This is a genomic window from Cryptosporangium sp. NPDC048952 (genome assembly GCF_043197895.1).
In the GTDB taxonomy this organism is placed as follows: domain Bacteria; phylum Actinomycetota; class Actinomycetes; order Mycobacteriales; family Cryptosporangiaceae; genus Cryptosporangium.
The window spans coordinates 37,616-59,022 of the sequence record NZ_JBICTY010000011.1; the positions used below are offsets into that span (position 1 = coordinate 37,616).

The 21,407-nt window shown below is 70.5% G+C and carries 22 protein-coding genes and 1 pseudogene; 13 read left to right on the forward strand and 10 right to left on the reverse strand.

The features are described from left to right. The first annotated feature begins 251 nt into the window (after positions 1 to 251). The 3 genes from ACGFY5_RS42790 (at position 252) to ACGFY5_RS42800 (ending at position 2,446) form a co-directional block, all read left to right on the forward strand. Positions 252 to 488, forward strand: coding sequence for a hypothetical protein (locus ACGFY5_RS42790; RefSeq protein ID WP_392730499.1), 237 nt, complete (start codon positions 252 to 254; stop codon positions 486 to 488). 199 nt (positions 489 to 687) lie between these two features. Then, positions 688 to 1,416 (forward strand): GAF and ANTAR domain-containing protein, encoded by a 729-nt coding sequence (locus ACGFY5_RS42795; protein ID WP_392730501.1) that lies wholly within the window; start codon positions 688 to 690, stop codon positions 1,414 to 1,416. Between the two features lie 208 nt (positions 1,417 to 1,624). Beyond that, positions 1,625 to 2,446: an ANTAR domain-containing protein gene (locus ACGFY5_RS42800; protein ID WP_392730504.1), complete on the forward strand. Its 822-nt coding sequence runs from the start codon at positions 1,625 to 1,627 to the stop codon at positions 2,444 to 2,446. Positions 2,447 to 2,519: 73 nt separating this feature from the next. On the opposite strand, the gene ACGFY5_RS42805 is transcribed toward ACGFY5_RS42800, so the two are convergent. The 4 genes from ACGFY5_RS42805 to ACGFY5_RS42820 all read right to left on the reverse strand — a co-directional run bounded on the left by ACGFY5_RS42805 (position 2,520) and on the right by ACGFY5_RS42820 (position 7,315). Further along, entirely contained in the window at positions 2,520 to 2,729 is a 210-nt protein-coding gene (locus tag ACGFY5_RS42805) for a hypothetical protein (RefSeq protein ID WP_392730506.1), read from the reverse strand. After that, positions 2,726 to 4,036 (reverse strand): methyl-accepting chemotaxis protein, encoded by a 1,311-nt coding sequence (locus tag ACGFY5_RS42810; protein ID WP_392730509.1) that lies wholly within the window; start codon positions 4,034 to 4,036, stop codon positions 2,726 to 2,728. Before ACGFY5_RS42810 ends, ACGFY5_RS42805 begins: the two co-directional genes overlap by 4 nt. Positions 4,037 to 4,150: 114 nt before the next feature. Then, the gene (locus ACGFY5_RS42815) at positions 4,151 to 6,676 is read right to left on the reverse strand and encodes a GAF domain-containing protein (protein ID WP_392730511.1); all 2,526 of its coding nucleotides are present in this window, start codon (positions 6,674 to 6,676) and stop codon (positions 4,151 to 4,153) included. Between the two features lie 189 nt (positions 6,677 to 6,865). Beyond that, positions 6,866 to 7,315 (reverse strand): response regulator, encoded by a 450-nt coding sequence (locus ACGFY5_RS42820; protein ID WP_392730514.1) that lies wholly within the window; start codon positions 7,313 to 7,315, stop codon positions 6,866 to 6,868. 111 nt (positions 7,316 to 7,426) lie between these two features. On the opposite strand from ACGFY5_RS42820, the pseudogene ACGFY5_RS42825 reads away from it, so the two are divergent. From ACGFY5_RS42825 to ACGFY5_RS42835, 3 genes and pseudogenes are all read left to right on the forward strand, one after another. Next, a pseudogene (locus ACGFY5_RS42825) lies at positions 7,427 to 8,332 on the forward strand (PAS domain S-box protein); the annotation flags it as partial. 89 nt (positions 8,333 to 8,421) lie between these two features. Further along, the gene (locus ACGFY5_RS42830) at positions 8,422 to 9,525 is read left to right on the forward strand and encodes a hypothetical protein (protein ID WP_392730515.1); all 1,104 of its coding nucleotides are present in this window, start codon (positions 8,422 to 8,424) and stop codon (positions 9,523 to 9,525) included. Beyond that, complete coding sequence (locus tag ACGFY5_RS42835) at positions 9,522 to 10,349, forward strand: sensor histidine kinase (protein ID WP_392730516.1); 828 nt, start codon at positions 9,522 to 9,524, stop codon at positions 10,347 to 10,349. Before ACGFY5_RS42830 ends, ACGFY5_RS42835 begins: the two co-directional genes overlap by 4 nt. Here ACGFY5_RS42835 and ACGFY5_RS42840 read toward each other — a convergent pair. The 3 genes from ACGFY5_RS42840 to ACGFY5_RS42850 all read right to left on the reverse strand — a co-directional run bounded on the left by ACGFY5_RS42840 (position 10,346) and on the right by ACGFY5_RS42850 (position 11,459). After that, the gene (locus tag ACGFY5_RS42840; RefSeq protein ID WP_392730518.1) at positions 10,346 to 10,705 is read right to left on the reverse strand and encodes an STAS domain-containing protein; all 360 of its coding nucleotides are present in this window, start codon (positions 10,703 to 10,705) and stop codon (positions 10,346 to 10,348) included. The two genes, ACGFY5_RS42835 and ACGFY5_RS42840, sit on opposite strands and share 4 nt — an antisense overlap. Before the next feature lie 251 nt (positions 10,706 to 10,956). Then, a complete protein-coding gene (locus ACGFY5_RS42845) occupies positions 10,957 to 11,220 on the reverse strand; it encodes a hypothetical protein (RefSeq protein WP_392730521.1) in 264 nt (87 codons plus the stop codon). After that, on the reverse strand, positions 11,217 to 11,459 hold the full coding sequence (locus tag ACGFY5_RS42850; RefSeq protein ID WP_392730523.1) for a hypothetical protein: 243 nt from the start codon (positions 11,457 to 11,459) through the stop codon (positions 11,217 to 11,219). Before ACGFY5_RS42850 ends, ACGFY5_RS42845 begins: the two co-directional genes overlap by 4 nt. A 101-nt stretch (positions 11,460 to 11,560) precedes the next feature. Here ACGFY5_RS42850 and ACGFY5_RS42855 point away from each other — a divergent pair, with 101 nt between their 5' ends. Beyond that, a complete protein-coding gene (locus tag ACGFY5_RS42855; protein ID WP_392730525.1) occupies positions 11,561 to 11,980 on the forward strand; it encodes a pyridoxamine 5'-phosphate oxidase family protein in 420 nt (139 codons plus the stop codon). A gap of 3 nt (positions 11,981 to 11,983) precedes the next feature. Here ACGFY5_RS42855 and ACGFY5_RS42860 read toward each other — a convergent pair whose 3' ends face one another. The 3 genes from ACGFY5_RS42860 to ACGFY5_RS42870 form a co-directional block, all read right to left on the reverse strand. Then, complete coding sequence (locus ACGFY5_RS42860; RefSeq protein WP_392730526.1) at positions 11,984 to 13,705, reverse strand: GAF domain-containing protein; 1,722 nt, start codon at positions 13,703 to 13,705, stop codon at positions 11,984 to 11,986. 157 nt (positions 13,706 to 13,862) lie between these two features. After that, positions 13,863 to 14,459: a hypothetical protein gene (locus ACGFY5_RS42865; protein WP_392730529.1), complete on the reverse strand. Its 597-nt coding sequence runs from the start codon at positions 14,457 to 14,459 to the stop codon at positions 13,863 to 13,865. Between the two features lie 193 nt (positions 14,460 to 14,652). After that, positions 14,653 to 15,354, reverse strand: a complete 702-nt coding sequence (locus ACGFY5_RS42870; RefSeq protein ID WP_392730532.1) for a CBS domain-containing protein — start codon at positions 15,352 to 15,354, stop codon at positions 14,653 to 14,655. A gap of 411 nt (positions 15,355 to 15,765) precedes the next feature. Here ACGFY5_RS42870 and ACGFY5_RS42875 point away from each other — a divergent pair, with 411 nt between their 5' ends. The 6 genes from ACGFY5_RS42875 to ACGFY5_RS42900 all read left to right on the forward strand — a co-directional run bounded on the left by ACGFY5_RS42875 (position 15,766) and on the right by ACGFY5_RS42900 (position 21,381). Then, positions 15,766 to 16,407 (forward strand): CBS domain-containing protein, encoded by a 642-nt coding sequence (locus ACGFY5_RS42875; RefSeq protein ID WP_392730535.1) that lies wholly within the window; start codon positions 15,766 to 15,768, stop codon positions 16,405 to 16,407. A 16-nt stretch (positions 16,408 to 16,423) separates the two neighbouring features. Further along, entirely contained in the window at positions 16,424 to 17,884 is a 1,461-nt protein-coding gene (locus tag ACGFY5_RS42880) for an AAA family ATPase (RefSeq protein ID WP_392730539.1), read from the forward strand. A 147-nt stretch (positions 17,885 to 18,031) separates the two neighbouring features. Then, entirely contained in the window at positions 18,032 to 19,045 is a 1,014-nt protein-coding gene (locus ACGFY5_RS42885; protein ID WP_392730541.1) for an Acg family FMN-binding oxidoreductase, read from the forward strand. After that, entirely contained in the window at positions 19,042 to 20,046 is a 1,005-nt protein-coding gene (locus ACGFY5_RS42890) for an Acg family FMN-binding oxidoreductase (RefSeq protein WP_392730544.1), read from the forward strand. The genes ACGFY5_RS42885 and ACGFY5_RS42890 overlap by 4 nt, the downstream gene beginning before the upstream one ends. A gap of 43 nt (positions 20,047 to 20,089) precedes the next feature. Then, the gene (locus ACGFY5_RS42895; RefSeq protein WP_392730547.1) at positions 20,090 to 21,073 is read left to right on the forward strand and encodes an Acg family FMN-binding oxidoreductase; all 984 of its coding nucleotides are present in this window, start codon (positions 20,090 to 20,092) and stop codon (positions 21,071 to 21,073) included. A 98-nt stretch (positions 21,074 to 21,171) separates the two neighbouring features. Further along, positions 21,172 to 21,381, forward strand: a complete 210-nt coding sequence (locus ACGFY5_RS42900) for a hypothetical protein (protein ID WP_392730704.1) — start codon at positions 21,172 to 21,174, stop codon at positions 21,379 to 21,381. Positions 21,382 to 21,407 lie beyond the last annotated feature (26 nt).

Below are 21,407 nucleotides of genomic sequence, written 5' to 3' on the forward strand. Positions count from 1 at the left end.
CGAAACGTGATCAGCGGGAGCGACCGCGAGCCCAGCTCCCGAGCGGTCGTGTCCGCCACCATCCGCTTCGTGCTGAACGCAATGGTCCCCGCGAGGTACCCGGCCGGGGTTCGTCTCAATCGACGCGGTCCGCAGGGCCAAGTTGGCTTCGGTGCGTCGGCGGATCGTTGAGGTTTCTGCCTGGTGGAATGGGGCGACCTGTGGTCTTTCGCGCCCGGCCGGGCCGGAGGGCCCGATCGAGGGGAGTGTAGATGCAGGACGGTTCGACGAGTCGTGTCAGCGATTTCCGTCCGGCCGGCCCGGGGCAGACGATTGTGTACGAGTACCAGGACGGTGCCTCCGATCGGCATGCCCTGCAGGGATGGGTGTTGATCGGCGGCGGCTGGCTGCCGGCGTACTGGGATCGCAACCGTCTGGCGTGGACCGCCGCGAGTCTGCCGGGGGAGGCGCACCGGTTGGTGCAGACCCGGATCGAGTCGGCGCGCTGATGCGAGCCCGCATGCGCTTACCGGGCCGGCCGCGCGCGCGGGCGAAAACACGGAGGCATGTTGCGCCCGCGCAACCAGTGGGTACGCAGTGTGTGTCGTAGCGTCGCGAGGAGGGACGACGGTTGAGCACAGGGGTCCCCGGCGGCGCGGACTGCCGGCGCGCGGTCTATGGCGGCGACGGCGCGGCGGGCGTGACCTCATGATGACGGAGGCATCGTCGTCACCGGGTTCAGGTGGTGGCACCGCGCACGGTCCCCTGGCGCGCAGCCTGGTGAAGCTGGCCGGAACACCCGACGACGCGTCCGACCTCGATGACCAGCTGGTGGCGATCGCGCAGCTGGCCGCGGAGAATCTGGCCGCGGTGAGTTACGCGTCGACGACCGTGCTGCGCGACGATGCTTACACCACTGTCGCTGCGACCAGCGCGCTGGCCACGGCCGTCGACGAGGCGCAGTACGCCGATGGGGACGGGCCGTGCCTGGAGGCCCTGGACTCCGGGCGGCCGGTTTCGGTCCCGGACATGGCGACGACCATGCGCTGGCCCGGCTTCCGGGAGACCGCGCGTGGTCTGGGGCTGCATGCCTCGTTGTCGGTACCGCTGTTCGCCGGGCGCGGCGACGCGGTGGCATCCATGAACCTCTACGGCCGGGACGCGATCGCGATGACCGACCTCTCGTTGCGCGTCAAGGCGGCATTCCACACTCCAGACCCCGCTCACCGACCCGAGGCCACCGGAGCCGACGACCTGGCCGACGGCTTGGCGCGGGCATTGGCGGTTCGCGACCGCATCCAACTGGCCGTCGGCATGCTCGCCGAGCGGACCCGCTGTTCGATGGCCGACGCGTATCTGTCCTTGCGGGTGCACGCCGCCGACGCGGGGATCCCCCTGCCCGACATGGCGTCCCGGACGCTCCAGCAGCGCTCCTGAGCCACAACGGGCACGGACGCTCGCCGGGCGGGTACTCTAGCGCTGCGTTCGCGCGCTTCGGCGACGAACGACGTCAAGGAGTGGCGTACAGACGGGGCCGAGTGGGTCCCGTCGCCTCTGTCGGATCGCGGCGGAGGACATGTCGAAACGCCGCTCGGCCGCGTCACGAGACGGTCGTTTCCCGCACCGGGAAGCCAACGAGACACACGTGGAAGCTGACGACCGCCTGATCGGCGGCGGGAAGGCCGCGCTGCCGCCCGCGGCAGCGGTATGGCTGGCTGAACTGAGCCGGATAGTTCTGGGGGATGCCTCGCTGGACGATGTCCTCGCCCGGGTGGCGACGTTGGCTCAGGCAACCATACCGGGTGCGGTCGATGTGTCGGTGACGCTGATCGTCAACGAGCGCCCGACGACCGCGGCCGCCGTCGGCCCCGTCGCGCGGGACCTCGACGAGCGCCAATACGAGCAGGGATTCGGGCCGTGCCTGGACGCTGCGCGAGGCGGCGTGGTGCTCGTCATCGCGGACACCGCCACCGAGACCCGGTGGCCGCGATACTGCCCGAAGGCGCTGGAGCGTGGCGTGCGCAGCGTGCTGTCGGTGCCGCTGCCGGTTCAGCAGCACGTCGTGGGTGCGATGAATGTTTACGGGGAGCAGCCGGATGCGTTCCCGCCGGAGGCTGTCGAGCTCACCGTCACCTTCGCCGGGTACGCCGCTGTCGCCGTCGCCAACGCCCAGCTGTATGCCGCCACGGCGGATCTGGCCGACGGCATGCGCCAGGCCATGGCGTCCCGGGCGGTGATCGAGCAGGCCAAGGGCATCCTGATGTCCCAGCACGGCTGCACCGCCGAGGAGGCGTTCACTCAGCTGACCACGCTGTCGCAGAACGCCAACCGGAAGCTGCGGGACATCGCGGCGGCGATCGTGGGCCAGGTACAGCGCGCTGCACGGCCCGGGCCAGCATCGGTGTCCGGGCCGGAGCCGTTGTCCGGATCAGCCTCGCACCGGCGGCGTCCGCGTACGGGAAGCTGAACAAGCCCGCAGGGGTGCGCTGGTAGCGACGGTCAGACGCGGAACGCGCTGACCAGCTGCTGCAGTTCGTTGCTCATCCGGGACAGGTCCTGGCTTTCGCGGACTCGGTGACGCCCTGGCCGGTGATCTCGGCCGCTTCGGCGACGCCGCTGATGTTCGCGGTGATCTCTCCGACGCCGTCGGAGGCACCGGCCACGTTGCGGTTCATCTCGCCGGTAGTCGCGGCTTGCTCTTCGACGGCGGCGGCGATGGTGACCTGGTAATCGTTGATCCGGCCGATCACGTGCGGATCTGCTCCAGGGCGTCGACGGCGGTCTGGCTGTCGGACTGGATGGCCTTGACCCGGGCACCGATGTCTTCGGTGGCTTTCGCGGTTTCCTGCGCGAGGTCTTTGACTTCGCCGGCGACGACAGCGAATCCCTTTCCGGACTCTCCGGCGCGCGCGGCCTCGATGGTGGCGTTGAGGGCCAGGAGGTTGGTCTGCTCGGCGATGGAGTTGATGACCTTGACGACGTTGCCGATCTCGATCGAGGACTCTCCGAGCTGCAGCAAGGTGGAGTTGGTGGTCTCGGCGGCCTGCACGGCTTCGGCGGCCACGGTCGCTGCTTCGTTGGCGCTCTCGGAGATCTGCTGGATCGCCTGTCCCATCTCCTCCGAGCCGGCTGCGACGGTCGACACGTTCATTGCGACCTGCTCGGCGGCCTTCACCACCGCCTGGGCCTGGGCGGCGGTCTCCTCGGCGCTGCCGGCGATCTGCAGGCCGGAGGCGGTGAGCTGCTCGGCGGCCGCGGCCAGTGCCTGCGCGGATTCCGAGGCGGCGCTGACCAGCCGCCGCACGGAGGACATGGCGGTGTTCAACGAGGCGTTCATTTCGCCAATCTCGTCGTCGCTGACGTCTTCGACGTGGCGGGTCAGGTCGTTGGCAGCCACGGCGGCCAGCACCGCGGACGTGCGGGCCAGGGCGGAGAGGATGGAGCGGACCACGACCGCGGTGACCGCGACGGTGACCGCGGCGATCAGTAGCGCGAGGCCGAGGGCGAGCCACAATGCTTCGCGGGCGTCGGCCTTGGCGTCGGCGGCCTGCTGGTCGAGGTAGTCGGCGTTGAGGTCCTCGAGCTTGGTCAGCGCGTCGAACATTTTGTCTTCGATCGGGCCGAGCACGGAGTCCGAAAGGTCGGATGCCCGGGCCCGGTTTCCCTGGGCGACGAGGGTGGTGACCTGCTGCGCAGCGGTGTTGTACTGCTTCTCCAGGTTCCGCAGGTCCGCGATGAGCGCGACTTCGGTGTCGGTGTTGTCGAGCGCGGCGTAGGCGTCGAGGAACTTGGCGAATTCGGCCTGGTCGGTCTTCCACTCGGTCGCGTGCGTGGAGTCGCCGCTGGCGACGTAGCTGGCCAGGTCGTCGGCCTGGCCTGTCTTGGCGACCTCCATCTCCAGCGCCAGCCGCACGGAGGGATAGTTGTTGTCTGCAATGGAGGTCAGGGCGCTGCCCGAGGTGCTGCCGGTCCAGTACTGCATACCGGCCAATGCGCTCACGCCGACGAGTGTCACCGCGCCCAGCGAGAGCAGCTTCCGTTTGATCGTCCAGCGCATCCCGGTCCCCCTCCGGTTGCTGTTGGTGCTTTTCGCATCGGTGGCGGCAGCGCGAATCTGAGCGTCCATCCCGAAAGTCGCCGGTTCCACGCCAGGTTTGTCACCCTTGTGACGTCAGCGTTGACGATCGGGCGCTGCGGCCCGCACAAGCGCGGGTAGCCGGACAGTGACGGCGCTTCCATCGGCCCGGTCGGTGATCTCGAAGGTGCCGCCATGGCGTTCGGCGACGATCCGCGCGAGGACCAGGCCGACACCGATGCGGGTGTCCGTGTCGCCGGTGCCGGTCGTGTTGGCTGGGGAGAACCCGTCGTGGCGCAGGGCGATCCGGCGACCGCTGAGAAGGACGAGTTCGGCCATCTCTGCGGTCTGCCGGAGCACAACCTGGGGTTCGGCGGGATCGGTGAGGGGCGCGGCGGTCGTGATCGTCAGCAGCTTGGCAGCGAGTTGACGCAGACGATCGGGGTCACCGCTGATCAGCACACCTGCCTCGATAGCGGCCGCCACGTCGTGGCCGCACTCTGAGTCGTCCAGCGCGCCGGTCAGCAACGCGGTGAGGTCCACCTCGTAGCTCGGCAGCGGATCGTCGTCGCACTCCAGCGCGGTGATGTCGAGCAGTCCGTCGACGAGTTCACGCAGCACGGTGACATTGCGGTCGATGCCGTCCAGCAGCTGCTGGTCGGCGTCGGGCCGTGGCGCCGGGTCGTCGAGGCGGAGCTGGTTGTAGGTGGCGATGGTGGTCAGCGGGGTGCGCATGTCGTGGCCGATCAGCGCGGTGAAGTCCGCCCGCGCGCGGCGCAGCTCGGCGGCGAGTTCCTCGGCGCGGCGGCGCGCGAGGAAATGACCGGCCTGGGTGGCCAGATCTTGAAGCAGGCCGGTCGTCTGGAACTCGTCGTGGTGCAGCCGGGCAGCGAAGCAGGTCAGCACGCCGAGAACCTCGGCCCCATCGAGCACCGGTACCGACACCGCGGCGCGCAGGCCGCGCTGGGCGTAAGCGCGGGCGCGTGCACGCCCGGCGGGGTCACTCATCCAGCGCGAGGTCTGCAGGTCTGGTTCCCACACCGGCTTGCCGGTGGCCCAGACGCGGGCGGCGATCTCATGTGCCGAGCGCGGCAGCCGATCGGGGACCAGATCACCCAGAGCCGCGTCGTCGGGATGCCAGATCGCGACCCGCCGGAGGGCGTCGGTGGCCGGTTCGACCAGCCGCAGGCTCAGATAGGACCAGCCCAGGGCGCGTCCGACCAGCCCCAGTGCCGCGGCGCCGAGGGTGGCCAGCGAACCGGGGCCGGCCAGGACGCGGGCGACGGCCAGCTGGCAGTCACGGAATTGCTCGGCGCGGCGGCGTTCGGTGGTTTCCCGGACGGTGGCGACCGCGCCCATCGGCCGGCCTGCGCGGCCGATGATCGGCCGGGCGGTGGCGGTGATGAACCGGTCGGGGCGGCCGGGCTGATGGATCAGTGCCTCCAGGGTGTGTTCGGGGTGACCGTGTAGCGCCCGCGCCAGGCTGGTCTCGTGCGGATCGATGGGGGTGCCGTCGAGGTGACGGAGCTGGGACAGGCTGGCTAGGTGTGCCTCGGCGGGCGGCAGCTCGGGCGGGTGCCCGTGCATGTCGCGGAGCGCCCGGTTGTAGACGACGGCCCGGCCTGCGCGGTCGACGGCGACGACGCCCTCGTCCATGCTGTCCAGAAGAATGTCGGCGAAGCCGCGTTGCGTGCGGGCGTCCAGGTCTGCGGCGGCCGCCGCGGCGTGTGCTGCCTCCGCCGCGGCGAGCTGAGCAGTGATGTCGGTCAGGAAGGCGCAGACAATGGCGCCTTCCGGGCTATGCAGGACCGAGAGCCGCACCTGCGCCTGCAACGGCCGATCATCGCGATGCTGCACCTCGACGGTGCCGGCGATCCGGTCGGGCCGCTGCAGCAGGTCGGCGAGGACCTGCCGGACTGGACGTCCGTCGTAGCGGGCGCGCAGCAGTTCGTCGACGGGCTGGCCGCACGCCTCGGCGGCGGTGAATCCGAACATGTCTTGCGCTGCGGTGTTCCAGCCGGTGATGCGGGCCTCGGCGTCGAGGGTGAGGAAGGCCTCGGAGATCGCTTCGAGCACCTCCCGGGAGTCCAGTTCGGCCAGGACGACGGTGCCGACCGGCGGCGTGGTCGGCAGCCGGTCGACCAGCGCCACCACCTCCAGCAGCGCCGTCACGTCCTCGTCGGTCCAGGCATGTGGCCGGTCGTCCAGAACTGTCAGCGACCCGACCGGCCGGTCGTCGGCATCACGCACCGGCACACCGAGGAAAGCCCGGATGCCGTACTCCTGCGCCAGCGGGTGGTCGCGGACGCGGGCGTCGACCTCGCCGCTCATGTCCGGGCACCCCACCGGTGCATCCGCGGCGACCATGTATTTGCACACCGAGTAGGTCTCGGCCATCCGGTCCCCGGCGGTCAGCGCTTCGGGCAAGCCGTACGTGCCGGCCAGGTGCTCCTCACCGTCACCGACCAGCGTCAGCAGACCCATCGGAGCGTGCAGCAACCGGGCAGCCGTGCGGGCGATCGCCGTCAGCGGCATGGGCAGTGCCGGCAACAGGCGACGGGCGCGGTCGACCGCGGCCAGCCGCAGCGGGTCCCGCAGCGCTTCAGGGTCAGCTATTCGCATGGCACGGCACGCCTCTCATGCTCGGCGATCCCCAGCCCTGCGGCTTAAGGCTGACCACCCCGGCGGACTCGCTCGACCGTGATACGACGTCGTGCGCGGTGCGGAATCGTTCTCTTCGCCCGCAATCGGACGCGCGACCGTATTATCCGCTTACTCGGCCGTTGGTACGAGATGACGCGCGGGTGATGCTCACGCCACGCGGCCGGGGAGCCGGACGACGCCGAGATAGAAGTCGTCGATGTGCTGGACAGCGGCGACGAAGTCGTCGAAGTCGGTCGGCTTGGCGACGTAGGCGTTGGCGCGCAGGTCGTAGCTGACGTGGACGTCTTCGTCGACCACCGACGTGGACAGCACGACGATCGGGATACAGCGCAGCGACGGGTCGGCCTTGACTTCGGCCAGCACCTCCCGGCCGCCCATCCGTGGCATGTTCAGATCCAGCAGGATCAGGTCCGGCCGCGGGCGGTCGGGGTCACGGAGGAACTCCAGCGCACGGACTCCGTCCGAGGCGGTGTGGAGACGATGGCCGACGCGCCGGTCCGTCAGGGCTTCGTCGATGAGTAGGACGTCTCCGGCGTCGTCGTCGACGATCAACACCTCGAATGGGCGGCCCGCGTCCACGGAGATCGAAGATGCCACGCGGGAATTATGGCTTACTCGGCAGTAAGGCGCATCCGCGCACCGAGTGATCTTTGCTGCGGTCTGAGCAGCAACGACGCCGGATCGGCTCAGGTCTGGCCCCGTGCGCCGATGGGCGGGCAGGCAGAGGGGCAGGCGGAAGAGACGGGCCGGCTGGGCGACCCGGCGAGACTGCGTGCGCTGGCGGCCACCGGGCTCTCGGACACGACCGTGTCCCCGGCGCTGGACCGCTTGACCGCCCTGGCCAGCCAGCTGCTGGGCACCCCGGTCGCTTTGGTGTCGCTGGTCGCGCTCGAGCACCAGTTCTTCGCGAGCGCGTGTGGCTTGTCCGGAGCCGCGGCCGCCGAGCGGCGCACCCCACTGTCGCACTCGTTTTGCCGCCATGTCGTGGCCGCGGACACCCCGATGCTCGTCCCGGATGCCCGGCACGACGCCCGGGTGAGCACCAACCCGGCGGTGAGCGAGGACGGGATCCTCGCGTACGCCGGGATCCCGCTGCATTCTGCGGACGGGCACGTGCTCGGGTCGTTCTGTGTGGCCGATCTCCAACCGCGGCGCTGGAGCCTGCGAGACGTCGACCTGCTGCACAGCCTCGCCGCGGCGGCGGAGTCTGAGATCGCGCTGCGGCAGGCGAACGCCGAACTGCTCCTGTCGGCTACCCGCATGCAGGAGGTGCTGAACACCGCGCTGGACGCGTTCATCTCGATTAACGAGACGGGTCGCATCCGGGCGTGGAACTCCGCGGCGGAGCGCATGTTCGGGTGGCTGGCGGCGGAAGCGATCGGCGCCGATCTCACCACGTTGATCATTCCGGAGCGGTGGCGCGCCGCTCACGATCGCGCGTTCACCCGGGTGCGCGTCACTGGTGAATCGCAGTTGGGGGATCACCGGCTGGAACTCTCGGCGGTCGACCGCCGAGGTCGGGAAATACCGGTGGAACTGGCCCTGCAGATCGGCGTCGATTCCGGCGGCCGCCGGTTTCACGCGTTCATTCGCGACATCGGTGACCGCAAGGCGGCCGACGAGGTGCTGAGCGGGAACGGCGGCAGCTGGCCGAGGAGCGCAGCTTTCTGCAAGCGCTGCTCGACAGCCTCGACACCGGCGTCGTGGCCTGCGATCGGACCGGGCGGCTGGCGTTGTTCAACCAGGCCCTGCTGCGCATGCTCGGCAGTAGTATCCAGCCGCTGGATGCCGAGGCGTGGCTGCAGACCTATGACGTGCTCGGACCGGACGGGCGTACCCCCTTGCTCGCCGGGCACACGCCGTTGGCCCGGGCGTTCGCCGGGGAAGTCGTCGAAGGGCAGGAGATGGTGATCGCCGCTCGCGGGCTGGCGCCGCGCCGGTTCGTGGCCAACGGCCGGCCGATCGACACGTCCGGTGACGAGCGGGCCGGTGCAGTGGTCGTCCTTCATGACGTCACCGACGCGCACCGCGCCGAGCAGGTGCGTCGTACCGAGCAAGCGGTCGCCCAGGCGCTTGCGGACGCGACCTCGGCGCCGGCCGCCGCCGCGGCGGCGATCGCGGCAGTCGCCGGCACGCTCGGCTGGCCGCGCGGGGAGTTCTGGGAGGTCACCGAAGGCGACCGGGGACAGCCGGACCTGACGTTGTCGGGCCGATGGGCGCCGGAGCCGCGTGCCGACGAGCCCGAGTTCGGATACGCGGTTGCGGAGGAGGTCTTGCGGCGGGGGGCCATGGTCGTCGCCGGGCAGGACAAAGTCAGTGCCTGCGGCGCCTGGATCGGCCTGCCCGTGCGCAGCGGCTCCAGGGTGGTCGGCGCCCTCACCTTCGCCGTCTCCGAGCCCGATCCGCCGCATCCGGACGTCGGCGCGATGCCCGAGCGGGTCTGCGAGCGCATCGGACGCTCTCTGGAGCGACGCCGCAGCGAGGACCTCGCCGTCGCGCTCACCGCCGCGCGCCGCGACTTCGACCGGGTGATCGCGCAGGTCAACGATTATCTATGGTCGGTTGAGGTCTGCCCGGACGGCAGCGTGAAGTCGGTGTATGCCAGTCCGAACGGCGCCGGCATATTCGGCCACGTCCTTCCGGCCGACACCGACCTGGGCGCGGTGCTCGCCGAGCGGGCCACCCGGACGATCTGCCGCTGTTCCGTGCCTTTCACACCACGGTCTGCGCGGGACGCTCGGCGGAGGTCGAATGCCGCATTGTTGGCCTCGACGATCAGGTGCGCTGGATCTGGACACGCGGCGTGACCCGGTGGGAGGAGGCACGGCTGTTCGTCGACGGCATCTGCACCGACGTCACCGACTGCCCGCGCCTGGACGAGCAGCGCGAGCAGTTGCTGGCCGCCGAGCAGCAGCAGGTGAAGCAGCTGCGTGAGCTCGACCGGACGAAGGACGAGCTGGTCGCGGTGGTCAGTCACGAGTTGCGCAACTCCATCGGCGTGATCCGCGGCTACGCGGAGTTCCTGCTCGAGGATCCCGACTTGCCTGCGCCGCTTCGCGACCCGGTCGAGATCATCGACCGCAAGAGCGCGCAGCTCCGCGAGATCGTGGACGACCTGCTCGACCTGGCGCGGATCGACGCCGGTCACATCGACCTGGTTCGCCGGCCGATGTCGCTCACCCACCTGATCGAGGAAGCCCTCGCCGACCACGCGGTGACCGCGTCAGCCAAACATGTGGAGGTCAACGCGGACGTCGCCCCGTCGCTGACCATCGTGGGCGACGCCACACGGCTGCGGCAAGCGCTAGATAATCTGCTGGCCAACGCCATCAAATACACCCCGGCTGGCGGCACGGTCGGGCTGACCGCGCGGCGTGTCCCAGGTGGAGTGCAACTGGCCGTGTGCGATACCGGCATCGGCAGTCCCCCCGAACAGCTCCCGCGGCTATTCACCCGCTTCTTCCGGGCCGGCACCGCGCTCGAGCACGGCATCTCCGGCACCGGTCTGGGGCTTACCGTGACCAAAGCGATCGTGGAAGCGCACGGCGGCTCGATCACCGCCGCGAGCGGACACCCGACCGGAACCGTCTTCTCGGTATGGCTACCGAACGGTTCCGATGCAACCGATTAGTACAGCACGGCTTTGTCGAGCCCGGCCGCCGTCAGCAGCTGTCCGAGAGGTACGACATCGGGGGAACCGGTCAGCTGCACGGTGGCTCCGGTCCGGGTCAAACTGGTCAGGAAGGCCAGGCCGGTCCTGCCGAAGTGCGTCACGTCGCTCAAGTCGACTAGCACCCTCCGGAATCCGGTGCCGGCCTGCTGCAGCATCGTGTCAAGCGTGCCTGCTGCGGACAGATCGATGGGTCCAGCGAGCCGGATCAGCAGTAGTGCGCCCTGCGCGCGCCAGACGCACGAGGGTGCATCATCGGTGTCGTTTCGCAGGGTCATTCGCACGGTTTCCTCGCCGCCGCAGATCCGGTCGGCCACTTCTTGACCGTCTGACGAAGGGCGCGACGCGAGAAGCCGCCGACCCTTCGTAAGCTGCGATGATACCGAGACTGCTAGTCGCGGGCCCCGCAACTCGCCAGGTCACCGGTGGTGCGTCCGCTGCTACCGGTCGGTGACGTCGATGAGCTGATCAGACCGTTCCACAAAACGCCGGGGTCCTTCGGCGGGCAGGTGAGCGTGTTACGGCGCGGCGGCGGTTCCGTCGTCGGGCTCGTCGAGGTCGGCCGAGATCAGCAACTGCTTCTCCTCATAGGCCGCGGAGATGCCGCGCTGAGCCGCAGTCGGCCGATGCGCCGGCCGCCCCAGGCTGTACCCGCCGCAGCGGGAAACCGGTCCTGCACGGTGATCCACGCCGATTCGGGAAGCCGTTCGATCGGGTCGCCGCACTCCTCGTGGGCGCAGAGCGCGGATTCGGCGGCGAACTCCACGGTGAACAGCGCGCCGTACCACTCGGCGCTGCCGCGCTCCGGCGTTGCCGCCGGGTCGTCGTTCACGGCGTGGCGCTCGCTGTCGGCGGCGTCGGCCCGTCCAGCGGATCCGCGCAGGCACACGCCGGAACGACCAGGGCGAGGACCAACAGCGTCACGACCACGAGTACCGCGCCCAGGAATACGGCCAGGACGAGCCGGGCCCAGCGCCGCGCCAGCCACGATCGGTGGTGAGCCGGCGCCGTCAACCGGTCGCGATGCGCCGCGGGTCTGCCGGAAGGCGACGGGACGACGGGCGGCGTCATGCTGCCGGACTGTATTGCAGTAAGACAAGCATCGACAGGCTCGGAGCGAGAAAGGGACTTCCGACTCTGGGCGGTTCTCGACGAGCCGCGATACTAGACAGATGGCGAATCCGCTCGCAGAGCCACCGTCGCGGCGACTTGTGGCGCTCAGCCGTGAGGAGTGCTTGTCCCTGCTCGGCAGCGTCCCCGTGGGGCAGGTCGTCTTTACCCATCACGCCCTGCCGGAAGTGCTCCCGGTCAATTTTCGTCTCGACGGCGACGCGGTGCTGATCCGGGTCGCGACCGGTTCCGCGCTCGCCCAGGCCGCGGACGGGGCAGTGCTGGCCTTCCACGCCGACCGGATCGACGCGGCCGCGAGGACGGGCTGGAGCGTGACCCTGGTCGGGCGGGCCGCGGAAATCACGGACACGGCCGAGCGGCAGCGCATCGCCGATCTGCCGTTGGACACCTGGGTCGGTGACGGCCGCGACCACTTCGTGTGCATTCCCGCGGAGCGGGTGACCGGTCGCCGGCTCGTCTGATCCCTAATAGGGCACTATCCAGGTCAGGCGGGCTCCGCCGCCCGGCGCCGCCTCGAGCCTGCAGGCGCCACCCAGCCGGCGGACCCGCGCGGCCATGTTCGCGGTCCCGTGCCCCGGAGTGTTGCCGCTATCCGGGCCGATGCCGTCGTCGGTGACCGTCAGGCTGATCTGCCGGGCATCAGTGTCGACGGCGACTGTGACGTCGGTGCTGCTGGCCTGCGCGTGCCTTGCGACATTGGTCAGCGCCTCGCCGAGGACGGCCAGTAGATCCGGGTGGGCAGCAGCGGGTACCGCGGAGTCCAGTGGCCCGTCGAAGCGCAACCGCGGCTCGAAGCCGAGCGTGGGCGCGGCGGCGCTGACGATGCGCAAGATTTCCCCGCGCAGGCCGCTGGGCCGGTCGACCGGCTCCTGGAGTGAGAAGATCGTCTTGCGGACGTCGCGGATCGTGTCGTCCAGGTCGTCGACGAATGCGGTGAGCTTGTCCGCGACGTCGGGGCGGCCGATCATCGCGGTGACGCCTTGTAGTCCGAGTCCGACCGCGAACAGCCGCTGGATGATCAGGTCGTGCAGGTCGCGAGCGATCCGGTCGCGGTCTTCGAAGACGGCGAGCCGCTGCCGGTCGGCGGCGGCGCGCCCGAATTCCACCGCCAGGGCGGCCTGCCCGGCGAAGGACTGGACCATGCGGATGTCGGCGTCGCTCAGAGGTGTGCCACCGGTAGCGCGGACCACGGCGATCAGCCCGATGATCCGGCCGCTGGCCAGCAGAGGCACTAGGACGCCGGGGCCGTCGAACGGGCTCGGCTTCTCGGCCGGGCTGAACGGTTCGCTGCCGGCCGGCAGGCGGTACGGCATCCGCTCCGTGTCCAAGGTCGCCGCGATCGGCGCGTTGAGCCGGTAGTGCCGACCGACGAGCGCGGGTGCGCCGCCGCGGACCGTGAAGCCGCTGGTGGTGTTGTCGCGCAGTAGGAGCACTGCGGCGTCGGCGTGGGCGATCTCGGTCGCCTTCGCCACGATCAGCTCGGCGGCTTCGGTGAAGTCGGCACCGCGTAGCAGCGCGGCGGTCACGTCGGTGGATGCTGCGAGCCATTGTTCGCGCCGATGGGTGTCCTCGAACAGGCGGGCGTTCTCGATCGCGATCGCTGCCGCGGCGGCCAGCGCGACGACGACGTCTTCGTCCTCTTCGGTGAAGTCACCGCCGCCGCGTTTCTCGGTGAGGTACAGGTTGCCGAAGACGGTGCCGCGGACCCGGATCGGCACGCCGAGGAACGAGGTCATCGGCGGGTGGTTGGGCGGGAAGCCCGAGGACTCCGCATGCTGCGAGAGGTCGTGCAAGCGGATCGGCTTCGGGTCGTTAATCAGCAGGCCGAGGATGCCCTTGCCGTGCGGCGGGTCGCCGATCGCCACGCGGGTGCCGGTGTCGATGCCGACGGTGATGAAGGCGCTGAGCGTGCGGTCGGCGCTGATCACGCCGAGCGCGGCGTACTGAGCGTCGGCTAGTTCGGCCGAGAGTTCCACGATGCGGCGCAGGGTGTCGGGCAGGCTCAGGTCGCTGGCGATCGACACCACGGCGTCGAGCAGCCGATGCAGCCGGGACTGGGTGTCGAGCAGGTCTTCGGCACGGTTGATCAGCTCACGGAGCAGGGCGTCCAAGCGCAAGCGTTCCAGCGAGGGAATCGGCCGATCGTGCCCGTTGACGACTGCCTCCGGTGGGACATCAGTGCTCACCGCGGCTCCTCCTGACTCGGATCGGCGCGCCGCGGTCAGTCTAGACGCCCGGCGCGGTGCCGGGGCGCAGGTCCCGTTGCCCGGGTGGCCGCGTGATCAGCGCGAGTGGCCCGGCCGCCGGGCCGGGCCACTGAGCGTCGGGGTAGCGGACGAGAACTCAGGCGAGCCAGGGGAACCTCTGCACCAGGGCGGTGCGCTGCCACCAGGTGCCCAGGCCGTAGGAGCGCCCGGCGCCCGTCAGAGCGAGCGCAATGACGATGAGCGCTCCAAGGATGTGGTCGTCGGTGACCGGATTCGTCTCCGGCGGCAGCGCGGCGGTCCACATCAGGACGTAGAGCAGCGCACCGCTGATCCCGGCGATACGCATGCCGATCCCGAGTAACATCGCCACGCCGATGCCGAGCAGGCCGAGCATGAACGCCCAATTGGCGAACGCGGTGCCGGCCAGGTCGTGGTAGATGCCCTCGAACGGGCCTTTGGCGCCGCTGAGGAACCCCTTGGTGGGCGAGCCCCCGTCGATCCAGCCTTTGCCGGATGGGGTGGCGTAGCCGAGTCCGAAGACCTTGTCGACGAACGCCCAGAGGAACGTCCAGCCGACGACGATCCGGGTGGCGGCCAGCGTGATCCGCAGCGGGAGCGCTGGCCGGATCAGCTGGTCGTCGATCCTGACCGAGGAGTTGAGTGGCTTGTCATCGAGCGTGGTCGGACTGGGGGATCGTGGCGCCTGACGAGTCGGCTCCGAGCTCTTCGACATGGCCATCTCCGTCACCTCATTCGGTAGGGGTTTCGCTCGCTGCACTCTCAGATTCGGGGCTGGGTCACCGCCGGAGTAGGGCCGGAAGTCCTAGTGCTCAGTGCTGGAAGTCGCAGCCTGGGGTCGGTGGTCCACTGAACGGGCGAGCGTGGGGCCGGCGGTGCCTGCCGGCCCCCACACGTGACCGGTGCGTTCAGATGAACGGGCCGGCCGGGTAGCTGATCTGATCGCGCATCGCGCGGTAGGTGGTGTCGTCCTCGTCGTAGGTGAGGGCGTTGACGACGTCGATGACGCCGTCGATGCGCCGGGTGAGTTCGACGGCGATCTCGGTGCTGCTGCGGCGTGCCAGTTGTCCGGTGAGCGTCACGAGGCCCTCGGCGACTTCGGCGGTCACTCCGGCCGGTGAGAGCAGCACTCGCTCGATCACCTCGCGCTGCACCTCGTCCCGGATCGCGGCGTCGGAGCGGACGAACAAGCGGATCAGGTCGCCGCGGCTGACGATGCCGACCAGCTTTCCGGTGTCGTCGACGACCGGCATCCGCTTGATCTTGTGCCGCTCCATCTGCTGCGCGGCTTCGACCACCGACATGTCCGGTGCGATGGTGATCGCGGGACTGGTCATCAGGTCCCGCGCGTAGAGCCCCTCGGCCTTCGCGCGGTCGGTCCGGTGCCGACGCAGGAACCGGGGCCACTCGTCGGTGTCGTCCTGATAGGTGATCTTGTGCAGCAGGTCGGTTTGGGACACGACTCCGACGACGTTGGCCTCGTCGTCGAGTACCGGCACGGCGGTGATGCCGTGGGAATCCAGCCGCTCGGCGATGCTCTTGACCGACGAACCGGCGTCGACACTGGAGACGATGGCTGTCATGACTTCGTTGACCGTGCGGTGGGTCATCACGAACTCCTTTCGCTGGCCCTCCTACCGTCGAATCCGAGCGTGCGCGTCGGGATGGGCGGCCGATAGGGCAGATGGTGGGCGCGATCACGGACGAAAGTCCCGGGACGTTAGCCCCTGGCTCACCTCGACCAACCGAGGCAACGCTGATCCCCTCGACTGAGAGACGACCCCACTGTCCCGGTGCCGCTCGTCGGCGGCGCCGGGACAGCGGCGTACGGAGATCAGGACTCAGGGCTCCCATCGCCCGGGACTTCGGACTCTGCGCGCAGCGTCACCCGCGGCCGACCATGAAGTCGAGGGTCCAGCGCAGCGACATCGGTGCGGTGGACCACCTGCGGGAAACGCGGCGGTCTCCGGGCCGCCGCGGGATCGGAGCCCACGATGAGGCACCGGACGGTCAGGGACATCATGACCACCAAGGTTCACACGGTGGACGTGACGGCACCGGCGAAGACCGTCGCGCACGTACTCGACAGCCACCGCATCACCGGCGTCCCGGTGCTCAACCCGATCGGGGAAGTGGTCGGAGTCGTCACCCTCACCGACCTGCTGCACAAGATCACCTATCAGGACGACACCGACGAGTGGCCCCGCCTGCTGCGCGGGCATCACCTCGACCGCGCCAAAGCCCGCGCCGCGACGGCCGCGCAGCTCATGACCGCACCGGCCATCACCATTGGGCCGGACGCGCCGATCGTCGAGGCTGCCGCCCGCCTGGAAGGGCACCGCGTCCGGCGGCTTCCCGTGATCGACAGCGTCGGTGATCTGGTCGGCATCGTCAGCCGCGGCGACGTGGTGAAGGTCCTGACCCGCTCCGACGCGGAGACTTACCTCGAGATCCTCGGCGACGTCGTCGAACGCGCGCTGCTGCTGCCGCCGGACATCCTCGAAGTGCAAGTCACCGACGGCGTGGTTTCGCTGCGCGGCCACCTCGCGCGGCGCAGTGAAGCGATACTCGTGGCCGCTCTGGTCCGCCGGATCGACGGCGTCATCAGCGTCGTCGACCACCTGACGTTCGACGACGACGACACCCAGTTCGTCTATGTGTGAGGAGTGAGTGATCGGCGTGTCAGACATATCCGCGGCCGCGGTCGAAACGCACTGTGGCACGGTCTTCTTCGCCGGCGACCGCGCCTACAAGCGGAAGAAGCCGCTCGACCTCGGGTTCGTCGACTTCACCACGCCGGCCTCCCGCCGGCACGCCTGCCACCGAGAGGTCGAGCTCAACCGACGTTTCGCACCCGACGTCTACCTGGGCGTCGCGGAGGTCCGCGACCCGGACGGCCGGCCGTGCGACTGGCTGGTGATCATGCGCCGGATGCCCGCCGACCGTCGCCTCTCGGTCCTGCTGCGTACCGGTGAGGACATTCGCGATCCGTTGCGCGCCCTGGCGCGGATGCTCGCCGCGCATCACGCCACCGCCCGGCGGTCCCCGACCATCGACCAGGAAGGCTCCGCCGCCGCGCTGCGACGACGCTGGACGGACAACGTAAGAGCCCTGGGGTCCTTCCGCGGCCGGATCGCCGACGCCGCGGTCCTCGACGAGATCGCCGAGCGGGCCCTGCGCTACGTCGACGGGCGCGGCGATCTGCTGGCCGACCGGATCGCGGCGGGCCGGATCCGCGACGGCCACGGAGACCTGCTCGCCGACGACATATTCTGCCTGGACGACGGGCCCCGGGCAATGGACTGCCTGGAGTTCGACGACGCGCTGCGCGCACTCGACGGAGTCGACGACGCTGCCTGCCTGGCGATGGATCTGGAACGCCTCGGTGCTCCGGCCGAGGCTGCCCGGTTCCTGCACTGGTTCGCCGAGTTCGCCGGTGGGCCGCGGGTGAGCTCCCTCGAACATCACTACGTCGCCTACCGGGCGGTCATGCGGGCCAAGGTCGCTGCGCTGCGCTGGGCGCAAGGCGACGCCGCGAGCGCCGCCGAGGTCACCCGGCTGCTCGGCATCGGCCTGACCCATCTGCGCGCGGGAGAGCCGCGGCTGATCCTGGTCGGCGGCTTGCCGGGCGTCGGCAAATCGACGGTGGCCGGCGGGCTGGCCGACGCCCTCGGAGGCGTTCTGCTGCGCTCGGATCGGCTCCGTCAGGAGACGGGATCCGCGGTGGGCTCGGGCGGGCCGGTGCCGTGGCGGACCGGGCTCTACGAGCCGGGCCGCGTCGCCGCGGTCTACGACACGCTGCGCGGCCGGGCCGTCGATGCGCTCCGGCATGGCGAGTCGGTGGTTCTCGACGCCAGCTGGGCCGACGCCGAGCAGCGCGACGCCGCGCGTGTGGTCGCGTCCCGGGCCGGTGCGACGCTCGTCGAGCTGCGCTGCGCGGCCCCGGCCGCGCTCGCGGCCGAACGCCTCACCCGCCGCACCGGCGACCCCTCGCAGGCCACTCCTGAGATCGCTGCGCGGCTGGCGCAGGAGTTCGCGCCGTGGCCGGAAGCCTCCGAGGTCGACACGTCCCAGCCGGTCGCCGACGCGCTCGCCGCTGCCATGCACCGCGTCGAGCAGCCGGGGCCGCGCTGCGGGTGATCACGTAGCGTCCCGGGACCGGGAGTCAGATCGGGACGAAGGTCCCGAACATGCGGTCCACCGGCCCTGAGACCTGGCCGCGGACTCCACGCACGCTGGGGGCCGGGACGCCGAGCACAAGACCGTGCGTACGCCTAGGAGGACATCGTGTCCGACCCCTCTGCCTCACGCGCGCCGCAGCCGCGGCCGGTGAACGCTGTTCTGGATGAGGCCGCCGCAGCGGCCTCGCGCGCTCCATCGATCCCCAACACGCAGCCCTGGGCCTGGGTGGTCCATGAGCGGTCACTCGAACTGCGGACCGCCTCCCGCCGCCACCTCACGGCCCTCGATCCCGACAGCCGCATGCTCGTCACCAGCTGCGGCGCCGCCCTCGACCATGCCCTGGTGAGCCTGCGCGCGCAGGGATACTCCGCCCGCGTCGACCTGCTCCCGCGCCCGGACGACCCGGAGCTGCTCGCGATGATCTTCCCGATCGGTCCGCAGCCGATCCGCCCCGAGGACATCCGCCGCTACCAGACCATGTTGCGCCGGCATACCGACCGGCGCCCCTTCGGGTCCGATCCGGTTTCTGCGGCAATGGTCGCAGGCCTGGCCGAGGCCGCCCTGACCTACGGCGTGCACCTCTACGAAGTCCGCGCCGACCAGGTGCCGCCGCTGGCCTCGACCGCCGTTCTCGCCGCGCTGGCCGAAGAGGCCGATCCCGCCGTGCGCGCGGACGCAACACGGTGGTCGCGCCGCCCCGCGGGCGCTCCCGGCGGCGTGACCACCGACGTCACCGTGGCCAGCGCGTCCCGCCCGGTGCCGCTGCGTCCCGCCGCCGAAGGCGCCGAGAATTCGCTCGAGTCCGGGCCGGACGACGACAGCGGGACCCGGTACCTGATCCTGTGGGGAGATCAGGACGGGCGACGCGCCTGGCTGAGCGCCGGGCAGGCGCTCTCCGCGGTGTGGCTGACCGCCGCCGACCTGGGGCTGGCGGTGTCGCCGATGACCGACCTGGTCGAAGTCGCCAGTACCCGGCTGGCGTTGCGGCGCCTGCTCTCCTGGCAGGGGCACCCGTACGTCGTGCTGCGCGTCGGCGTGGCCGCGGCCGACTCCGGTGTCCCGGCGACCTCTCGGCTGCCCCACGGCACCACCGTCGAGGTCGAGGGCCGCTCATCATGAGCACGCAGGTTCTCGACACCGAACGGTTCGCTGAGCTGGTGCGGCTGGCGATCCGCGCGCCGTCGCTGCACAACACGCAGCCGTGGTTGTACCGCCGGGCCGGCGACGCGGTCGAGGTCTTCGCCGACCCGACCCGGGCGCTGCCCGTCACCGACCCGTCGGGTTGGGGCGTCCGGATCGCGCTCGGCGCCGCGACGTACAACCTGCGCCTTGGCTACGCCCTGCTCGGCTGGACCACCGAAACCATGACCTACCCAGATACCGCAATCGACGACCTCGTCGTGCGGGTCGGTCCGGTGGCGCAGCGCCCGGCCACCCCGATCGAGCGGGAGCTGGCCGCCGCCGTCCCCCGGCGGCACACCAATCGGCGCCCCTACCTGGACAACCCCGTCCCCGTGCCGCTGCTGACCATGTTGGCCGAGGCCGCCGCTGCCGAAGCCTGCCGGCTGACCGTGCTCGACCCGCGCGGAGTCAGCGACGTGTCCGACCTGATCCAGCGGGCCGACGACGAACTCGAACACCGTCCCGGCTACGCACAGGAGCGCCACCAGTGGCTGCGCGGCCCGTCCGGCGGGCCAGACGGGGTGCGCTTCGATCGGCTCACCGGCCGCCCGCATCCCGACGAACGCCTGCGGCGGCGGGACTTCGGCGCGCCGGTCGACAGCCCGGACCGGCAGTACGAGAGCGACCCGTGCCTGGCGTTGCTGACCAGCACGGCCGACAGCCGCTACGACGAGCTGCGGGCCGGGCAGGCGCTGCAGCACGTGCTGCTGCGCGCCGCCGCCGCGACACTGACCTCGTCGCTGTACTCCCAGCCGATCGAATCGAAGACCACACGGACACAGCTGCGCGCCCTATGCGGTGGCGACATGCCGCAGATGGTGCTGCGCATCGGCTACGGAGTGGCACACGTCCCCACCCCACGGCGGCCGGTCCACGAGGTGATCCTGCCCGGCACATCAGGGACTTCCGACTCTGCTCCTCGACCCATTCCGCGGTGATTGTGGAGGTCGAAACCCGCACCGAGCCGAGGAGACCGGCACGATGTCCGACACCGCGTTCACCACCGAGGACTTGCTGCGCGGCGCGGCGGAGACCGCGACGCGCGCCCCGTCGATCTTCAACACCCAGCCGTGGCGCTGGCAGGTCGGCGACGGTGTGCTGGAACTGCGAGCCGATCGCGGCCGGCAGCTGGCCGTCACCGATCCGGAAGGCCGGATGCTGACGATCAGCTGTGGCATCGCGCTGCACCACGCCCGCATCAGTCTCGCCGCCGACGGCCAGCAGCCCGTCGTCGACTACCTGCCTGACACCGCGGATCCGGACCTCCTCGCCCGGATCGCGCTGGCCGGTCCCGTGACTCCTGCCGACCCCGCCGATAGCAGGCTGCGTGAGGCGATCGCGCGCCGCCACACCGACCGCCGCCCGTTCACCGACACGCCGGTGCCCGACGGCGTCGTGGACCGGCTGCGGACCGCGGCCGAAGCCCGCGGCGTCTACCTCGCTGAGCTGGGTGGCGACTCGATGGTGCGGTTCCAGGTGACCGCCGCGCGCGCCGGTGACCTGGACCAGAACGATCCGGCCTATCAGGCGGAGCTGGCCGAGTGGACCCACCGCCCGGCCGGCAGCGGCGACGGGATACCCGCAGCGACGACCGTCCCGGCCACCCCCCGCCGAATTCCGCTCCGCGCATTCTTCCCGGACGGTGGCGAGGGACTGCTGCCCGGTCCCGGACGCGACGGTGGCGCCCGCTACCTCGTGCTGTGGACCACCCACGACGGACCGGCGGACTGGCTGGCCGCCGGCGAGGCGACGAGCCTTGCGTTGCTGGAGACGACAGCTTCCGGGCTGGCCGCCTCGCCGATGACCGACGTGATCGAGATACCGGCGTCCCGGACCCTGCTGCACCGGCTGCTCAACAACCTCGGCCACGCCCAGATCGCGCTGCGCATCGGCGTGCCCGCTGACGACACCGCACCGGGAACACCGCGCCGCGCGTCCGCCGAGGTCATCGAGACCGATCATTGACTCTCGACGATTGGCGAGGGGGCACCGTGACCGCGCACCAGCTGCTCGCCGGTGAACTGCGGTCGCTGCGCCGCGCGGCCGGGGCGACCTGCCGCCGGATGGCCGAGGATCTGCGTTGGTCCTGTTCCAAAGTCAGCCGGGCCGAGAACGGGCGCTGCCTGCTCACGCCCACGGACACGTCGGCGTGGCTGGTCTACTGCGCCGCCGAACAAGCGCAGTTCCGGCGGCTGATGGAGCTGGCCGACCTGGCGTGGGAGGAACGTGCGGCTGACCGCAACCGGTCGGTGCACCAGCGGCAACAGTCGTGACCCGGTGGGGGCGCAGGTGCGTCGGC